Source organism: Deinococcus rhizophilus, from assembly GCF_030271215.1.
Taxonomy (GTDB): domain Bacteria; phylum Deinococcota; class Deinococci; order Deinococcales; family Deinococcaceae; genus Deinococcus; species Deinococcus rhizophilus.
In genome coordinates, this window is sequence record NZ_JASNGB010000176.1 from 1 (window position 1) to 6,246 (window position 6,246).

The following is a 6,246-nucleotide window of genomic DNA, read 5'->3' on the forward strand; positions in this document are numbered from 1 at the left end:
CAGGGCCGTGCCGCCCGGCAGCTCGCCCCCCTCGATGCGGGCGGCCAGCCCCTGCGCGAGCTGCAGGTAGGCGGGGGTGGCGCTCCCGGCGTCGAGGGGCACCAGCCAGGGCAGGGCGGTCGGGGACATCCCGCTTACCGTACCACTTGCAGACCAATCCGGGGAAAGGCTTGCAGAGGTCTGCAAGTGGTCTTATGCTGGGGGCGTCACCTTGGCCACAATTCGCCCCTTTCCCCGGAGGACTTCCATGCCCACGCGCTCCCCGCTGCCGCGCCTTTGCGGCCTCGCCGGTCTCGTTACCCTCGCCCTGTGCAGCGGCGCCCTGGCCGCGCCCAAGAAGGTCACCGGCTACGGCAGCCTCGGCATCACCAACGGCAAGCCCGGCGGCACCTACACCCTGGCGCTGGGCGACAGCCCGCAGAGCCTCTTTTACTACGGGGTGATCGACAACAACCTCGGGCTGATCTCGCAGCAGCTGTTCGACGGGCTGGTCGAGTTCAACTACGCGACCTACAAGGTCGAGCCCGCGCTGGCCGAGAGCTGGACCATCAGCCCCGACGGCCGCACCTACACCTTCCGGCTGCGCCAGGGCGTCAAGTGGAGCGACGGGCAGGCGTTCGACGCCGACGACGTGGTCTTCACCTACAGCCAGATCATCATGAACCCGGAAGCGCGGGCGGGCGACGCCGCGTCCTTCAAGCTCGACGGCAAGCAGGTCGAGGTCCGCAAGGTCAACGCGAACACCGTGCGCTTCGTGCTGCCGCGCCCCAGCCCGGCCTTCTTGCTCCAGATGCGCTCGTTCATCATGCCCAAGCACAAGCTGCTCAGGTACTCGCAAGAAGGCGGCGCCAAGCCCGCCGACATCAACACGGCCTGGCCCAGCAACGTCCGCGAGGCCGACGTGGTGGGCACCGGCCCCTTCCGCCTCAGCAACTACACCGCCGGGCAAAAGGTCACCCTGACCCGCAACCCCAACTACTGGAAGGTGGACGCACGCGGCACCAAGCTGCCCTACCTCGCCGGGCTGGAGTTCCTGATTATCCGCGACCCCCAGGCGCAGGTCGCGCAGTTCCTGGCGGGGAATATCGACCAGCTCAACATCTCGGGGGCGCAGTTCCCGGACCTCAAGCAGCGGGAGGTGGCGGGCGCTCCCTTCAAGGTCTTCCGCTCGACGGCCCTGTTCGGCTCCCCGCCCTTCGTGGCCTACAATTTCGACGCCAAGAACGCGGCGCTGGCCCGCGTCTTCAGCGACGTGCGCTTCCGCCGGGCGATGCAGAGCGCCCTGAACCGCGAGCGCATCATCGACACCGTGTACAACGGGCTGGCGAGCGCACCGGGGCACGGCATCGCGCCGGTCAACCGCGAGTGGTACGCCAACACCACCCGGCAGCTCGGCTCCTTCAACCTCGCGGCGGCGGGACAGGCCCTCGACGCGCTGGGCCTGCGCGACACCAACCGCGACGGCATCCGCAACCTGCCCGGCGGCGGCAACCTGGAGTTCGACCTGACCTACGGCACCGATTCGAGCGTCTACCCGGCCATCGCCACCATCCTCCAGAGCGACTTCGCCCGCATCGGCGTGAAGGTCAACCTGCGCGGCATCCTGTCCTCGCGGCTGCTCTCGACCGGGCAAAGCGGCGACTGGGAGATGATCCTGCACGCTTTCGGCGACCAGCCCGACCCCGAACTGCGCAAGCCCATCTGGCAGCCCGGCGGCGCCCTGTACTACTGGCACCGCAGCCTCCAGCCCGCCCAGGACGGCGGACGGCCCAACCTGACCCGCATGGCGAGCTGGGAGCGCGAGATCTACAACATCTTCGAGGACGCGGCCGTCACGACCAGCGCCAGCCGCCGCAAGGCCCTGTACACCCGCTGGCAACTCCTCTTTGCCCAGAACCTGCCGGTCACGCCCATCGCCAAGCCCGAGAACATCGGGGCCGTCAGCAACAAGTTCGGCAACTACATCTACAACCTCGGCGTGATTCCCGGGTACAACCCGGTGCCGCTGATCTACCAGAAGTAGGAAGCCGTGAGCGGTTGATGGCTGATCGCTTGAGGGGGGAGCGCATCCCGCGTTTTGAGGGCAAGCGTTGCTTGCCCCCCCCCTCCCCAACCCTCCCCCGCAAGGGGAGAGGGAGAAAAGATGGAGTCGCCCTCTTGTTCTTCCCCACCCCCCCGCCATGCTGACCTACGCCCTGCGCCGCATCCTGGGCATGGTGCCCACGCTGCTGCTGATCTCGGTGGTGTGCTTCGTGGTGATCCGGCTGCAACCCGGCAGCTTTATCGACCAGTACCTCGAGGACCCGCGCGTGACCCGCGAGACGGTGGAGTTGGTCACCCGGCAGCTCGGCCTCGACCAGCCCGCCTACGTGCAGTACCTGACCTGGATCAAGGGGATCGTGACCGAGGGCGACTTCGGCTATTCCTTTGTCAACGGCCGCCCGGTCAGTTCGCTGATCTGGGAGCGGCTGGGCTGGACGGTGTTCCTGGCCGTGCTGACCCTCCTCGTGAGCTGGGCCATCGCCATCCCGCTGGGCATCTACACGGCCCTGAACCGCTACGGCCCCGGCGCGACCATCCTGAACTTCTTCGGGTATGTCAGCCTCGCCACGCCGGATTTTCTGGTCGCGCTGCTGCTGATCGCGCTGGTGCTCAACTTCGGCGGGACGAACGTGGGTGGCCTGTTCAGCCCGCAGTTCATCGACGCGCCGTGGAGCCTCGCCAAGTTTCTCGACCTCCTGAATCACCTGTGGATTCCGATGATCGCCATCGGGCTGGAGGGGGTCGCGGGCCTGATGCGGCAGATGCGGGCGTCGATGCTGGACGTGATCAACCAGGATTACGTGCGGACGGCGCGGGCCAAGGGGCTGGCGGCCAACCGGGTGCTGTGGCGGCACGCGGTGCGGAACGCGGTCAACCCCCTGATCAGCCTCGCCGGGCTGAGCCTGCCCAGCCTCATCTCGGGCACCATCATCGCGTCCATCGTGCTGAACCTGCCCACCATCGGCCCCTTCCTGTACGACAGCCTGCTGAACAAGGACCAGTACGTCGCCATGACGCTGCTGCTGTTCAGCGCGCTGCTGCTGCTCGTCGGGAACCTGCTCGCCGACCTCGCGCTCGCGTGGGCGGACCCCCGGATCCGGTTCGAATGACGGCGATTCCTTCCCCTGCCGCGGCGCCCGCCACTCCCCGCGCGACCAGCCCACTCGCGCTGGCGCTGCGGCGTTTCCGGCGCAACCGGGTGGGCGTGGTCAGCGCGTGGGTGCTCGCGGGGCTGTACCTGATGGCGCTGCTGTCGGGCTTCCTGGCGCCGTATTCCATCACCGCGCAGCATCCCGACTTTCCCAACCAGCCGCCGCAGCGGGTGCGTGTGATTCACCAGGGCCAGCTCACGCGCCCCTTCATCTACCCGGTGGAAAAGACGCGCGACCCGGTGACCTTCGCCAGCACCTTCGCGGAGAACCGCGAGCGCCCGCTGCCCATCCTCTTTTTCGTCCGGGGGGACGACCCGGCCCGTTACGGGTACAACATCCTGGGCGTCTTCCGCAGCCAGTGGCACCTCTTCGGGGTGCCGCAGGGAACCGCCTTCCTGCTGGGGACCGACAAGTTCGGGCGCGACCTGCTCTCGCGGACGCTGGTGGGGGCGCAGGTCAGCCTGACGGTGGGCGTGATCGGCGTGCTGATCAGCTTTTCCATCGGCATCGTGCTGGGGGGCCTCAGCGGCTACCTCGGCGGGTGGGTGGACGGGCTGATTCAGAGGACGACCGAGGTGCTGCTGAGTTTCCCCCGGCTGCCCATCCTGCTGGCGCTCTCGACCATCATCCCGGCCCGCTGGCCGAGTACCTGGGTGTACCTCGGGATCATCGCGGTCCTCGCCCTGATCGGCTGGGCGGGGCTGGCGCGGATCGTGCGCGGGCAGGTGCTGTCGGCGCGGTCGGTGGACTACGTGCAGGCGGCGCGGGCGGTGGGCGCGTCCGACCTGCGGGTGGTGCTGCGGCACATCATGCCCAACCTGAGTTCGATCCTGATCGTGACCGCCACCCTCGCGCTGCCAGGCTACATCCTGGGCGAGAGTGCCCTGAGTTTCCTGGGGCTGGGCATCAAGGAGCCCATGACGAGCTGGGGCCTCCTCCTCAAGGACGCGCAGAACTTCGAGACGCTGAGCCTCTACCCCTGGCTGCTCGCGCCGGGGCTGCTGATCGTGATTTCCGTGCTGGCCTTCAACTTCCTGGGCGACGCGCTGCGGGACGCCGCCGACACCCAGAGCCGCTAACCCCGCGCCCGCCCCCGGAGGTACGCCATGACCGCACGCCCTGCTCCTTCCCCGGCCGCTCCCCTGCTCGCCGCCCTCACCGTCAGCCTCGCCCTCTGCGCCCCCGCACACGCCCAGGCCAACCAGAGCCGGGCCAACGTGCCCCCCTCCCTCTTCCAGACGGTCGGGAAAAAGGGTGGCACGCTGACCCTCTCCATCGTGTCCAGCCCGCAGAGCTTCAACTATTTCGCGGTGCTGGACAACAACACCTACACGGTGATGAACAACGTCCTCGACCGGCTGATCACGCTCGACCCCCTGACGAACCGGCTCTATCCCGCGCTGGCCGAGTCGTGGACCTTCTCGCCGGACGGCCGCAGCGCCACCCTCAAGCTGCGCCGGGGCGTCAAGTGGAGCGACGGGCAGAATTTCAACGCCGACGACGTGATCTTCACGCTGGTGGACGTGGCGAGCAACACCGGGCTGCGGGCCAACCAGTCCGCCGTCTTCAAGATCGGCAAGGACCCGCTGACCTTCCGCAAGGTGGACGCCTACACGGTGCGGGTGACGGCCCCCAAACCCTACGGGGCGATGCTCCAGGCACTGACCTTCGTGCCCATCCTGCCGCAGCACAAGCTCGCCAAGTACCAGCCGCTGAGGGACCCCGACGGCTTCATGAAGGCGTGGGCGACCAACGCGCCCCTCTCCGAGATCGTGGGCACCGGCCCCTTCATGCTCGGCAGCTACACGGTGGACCAGAAGGTCTCGCTGGTCCGCAATCCCAACTCGTGGCGGCGTGACCCGCGCGGCACCCAGCTCCCCTACATGGACCGTCTGGAATACCTGATCATCAAGAGCCCCGACGCGCAGATCGCCGCCTTCCGGGCCGGGCAGCTCGACTCGGCGCCCATCACCGGGGCGCAGTTCCCGGACCTCAAGCGGCAGGAACTGGCGGGGGCGAAGTTCCGGGTGATTCGCGGCATCGGGCTGAACAACCCGCCGGTCCACTGGGCCTTCAACCAGGACAGCCGGGACGCCAACCTGAAAAAAGCCTTCAGCGACCTGCGCTTCCGCGAGGCGATGCAGCTCGCGGTCAACCGCGAACGGATCATCGACACCGTGTACAACGGCCTCGCCAGCCTGCCGGGGCACGGGGTCGCGCCCATCAGCGAGTGGTACACCAACACCCGCAGCTACCTGCGCAGCTACAACCTGGGGCAGGCGGGCGTGCGGCTCGACGGCCTGGGCTACCGGGACACCAACCGCGACGGCATCCGCAACTTTCCGGGCGGTGGGCCGAACGTGGAATTCAACATCCTGCACGCGGCCGACAACACCATCATGCCGGGCATCGCGGTGATTCTCCAGAGTGACCTCGGGCGCCTCGGGATCAAGGTCAACCTCCAGGGCATCACCGGGAGCACGGTGCTGCCGACCGCGCTCGCCGGGAACTTCGAGTCGGTCCTCAGCACCTTCGGGGACCAGCCCGACCCGCAGCTTCGCAAGGACATCTGGCAGCCCGGCGGCGCCCTGCACTACTGGCGGCGCAGCCTGCAACCCGCGCAGGAGGGCGGCACGCCGAACCTCGCGGCCATGACTCCCGCCGAGCGGCGCATCCACGACATCTTCGCGCAGGCCGAGGCCCTGGGAAACCAGGCCCAGCGCAAGCGGCTCTACACCGAGTGGCAGTGGCTCTTCGCCCGCAACCTCCCGGTCATCCTGATCGCCAAACCCGACTCGGTGGCCGCCTTCCACGACCGCCTGGGCAACTTCTACGTGCGGGACAACCGGGTGATTTCCAGCAACTACAGCGTGTTCGAGAAGTGAGTGGGGCGAGGTGAGGAGAGCAGCGTGACGGAGCGCCTCGGCCTGGAACACCTGCTCGCGGCCCCGGAGCGGGCGGCGGGGTGGAGCCGGGTCGGCCTGCTCACCAACCCCAGCGGCGTCACCCGCGACCTGACCCCGGCGGCGGTCGCGCTGGCCCGCGCGGGCGT

The 6,246-nt window shown here is 68.3% G+C and carries 4 protein-coding genes; all 4 read left to right on the forward strand.

Features of this window, described 5'->3' with window-relative positions; genetic code table 11:
* The first annotated feature begins 247 nt into the window (after window positions 1-247).
* Window positions 248-2,023: an ABC transporter substrate-binding protein gene (locus QOL99_RS14155; protein WP_285524763.1), complete on the forward strand. Its 1,776-nt coding sequence runs from the start codon at window positions 248-250 to the stop codon at window positions 2,021-2,023.
* A gap of 157 nt (window positions 2,024-2,180) precedes the next feature.
* Window positions 2,181-3,152, forward strand: a complete 972-nt coding sequence (locus QOL99_RS14160) for an ABC transporter permease (RefSeq protein ID WP_285524765.1) — start codon at window positions 2,181-2,183, stop codon at window positions 3,150-3,152.
* Entirely contained in the window at window positions 3,149-4,273 is a 1,125-nt protein-coding gene (locus QOL99_RS14165; protein ID WP_285524767.1) for an ABC transporter permease, read from the forward strand. The genes QOL99_RS14160 and QOL99_RS14165 overlap by 4 nt, the downstream gene beginning before the upstream one ends.
* 27 nt (window positions 4,274-4,300) lie before the next feature.
* Window positions 4,301-6,079 carry an ABC transporter substrate-binding protein gene (locus tag QOL99_RS14170; RefSeq protein WP_285524769.1) on the forward strand — a complete coding sequence of 593 codons (1,779 nt, stop codon included), beginning with the start codon at window positions 4,301-4,303 and terminating at the stop codon, window positions 6,077-6,079.
* The last annotated feature ends 167 nt before the right edge of the window (window positions 6,080-6,246 follow it).

Bases quoted from the DNA above. Each gene is read 5' to 3' on its own strand.
- QOL99_RS14165 (WP_285524767.1), top strand. From the start codon at position 3,149: ATGACGGCGATTCCTTCCCCTGCCGCGGCGCCCGCCACTCCCCGCGCG.
- QOL99_RS14155 (WP_285524763.1), top strand. From the start codon at position 248: ATGCCCACGCGCTCCCCGCTGCCGCGCCTTTGCGGCCTCGCCGGTCTC.
- QOL99_RS14170 (WP_285524769.1), top strand. From the start codon at position 4,301: ATGACCGCACGCCCTGCTCCTTCCCCGGCCGCTCCCCTGCTCGCCGCC.
- QOL99_RS14160 (WP_285524765.1), top strand. From the start codon at position 2,181: ATGCTGACCTACGCCCTGCGCCGCATCCTGGGCATGGTGCCCACGCTG.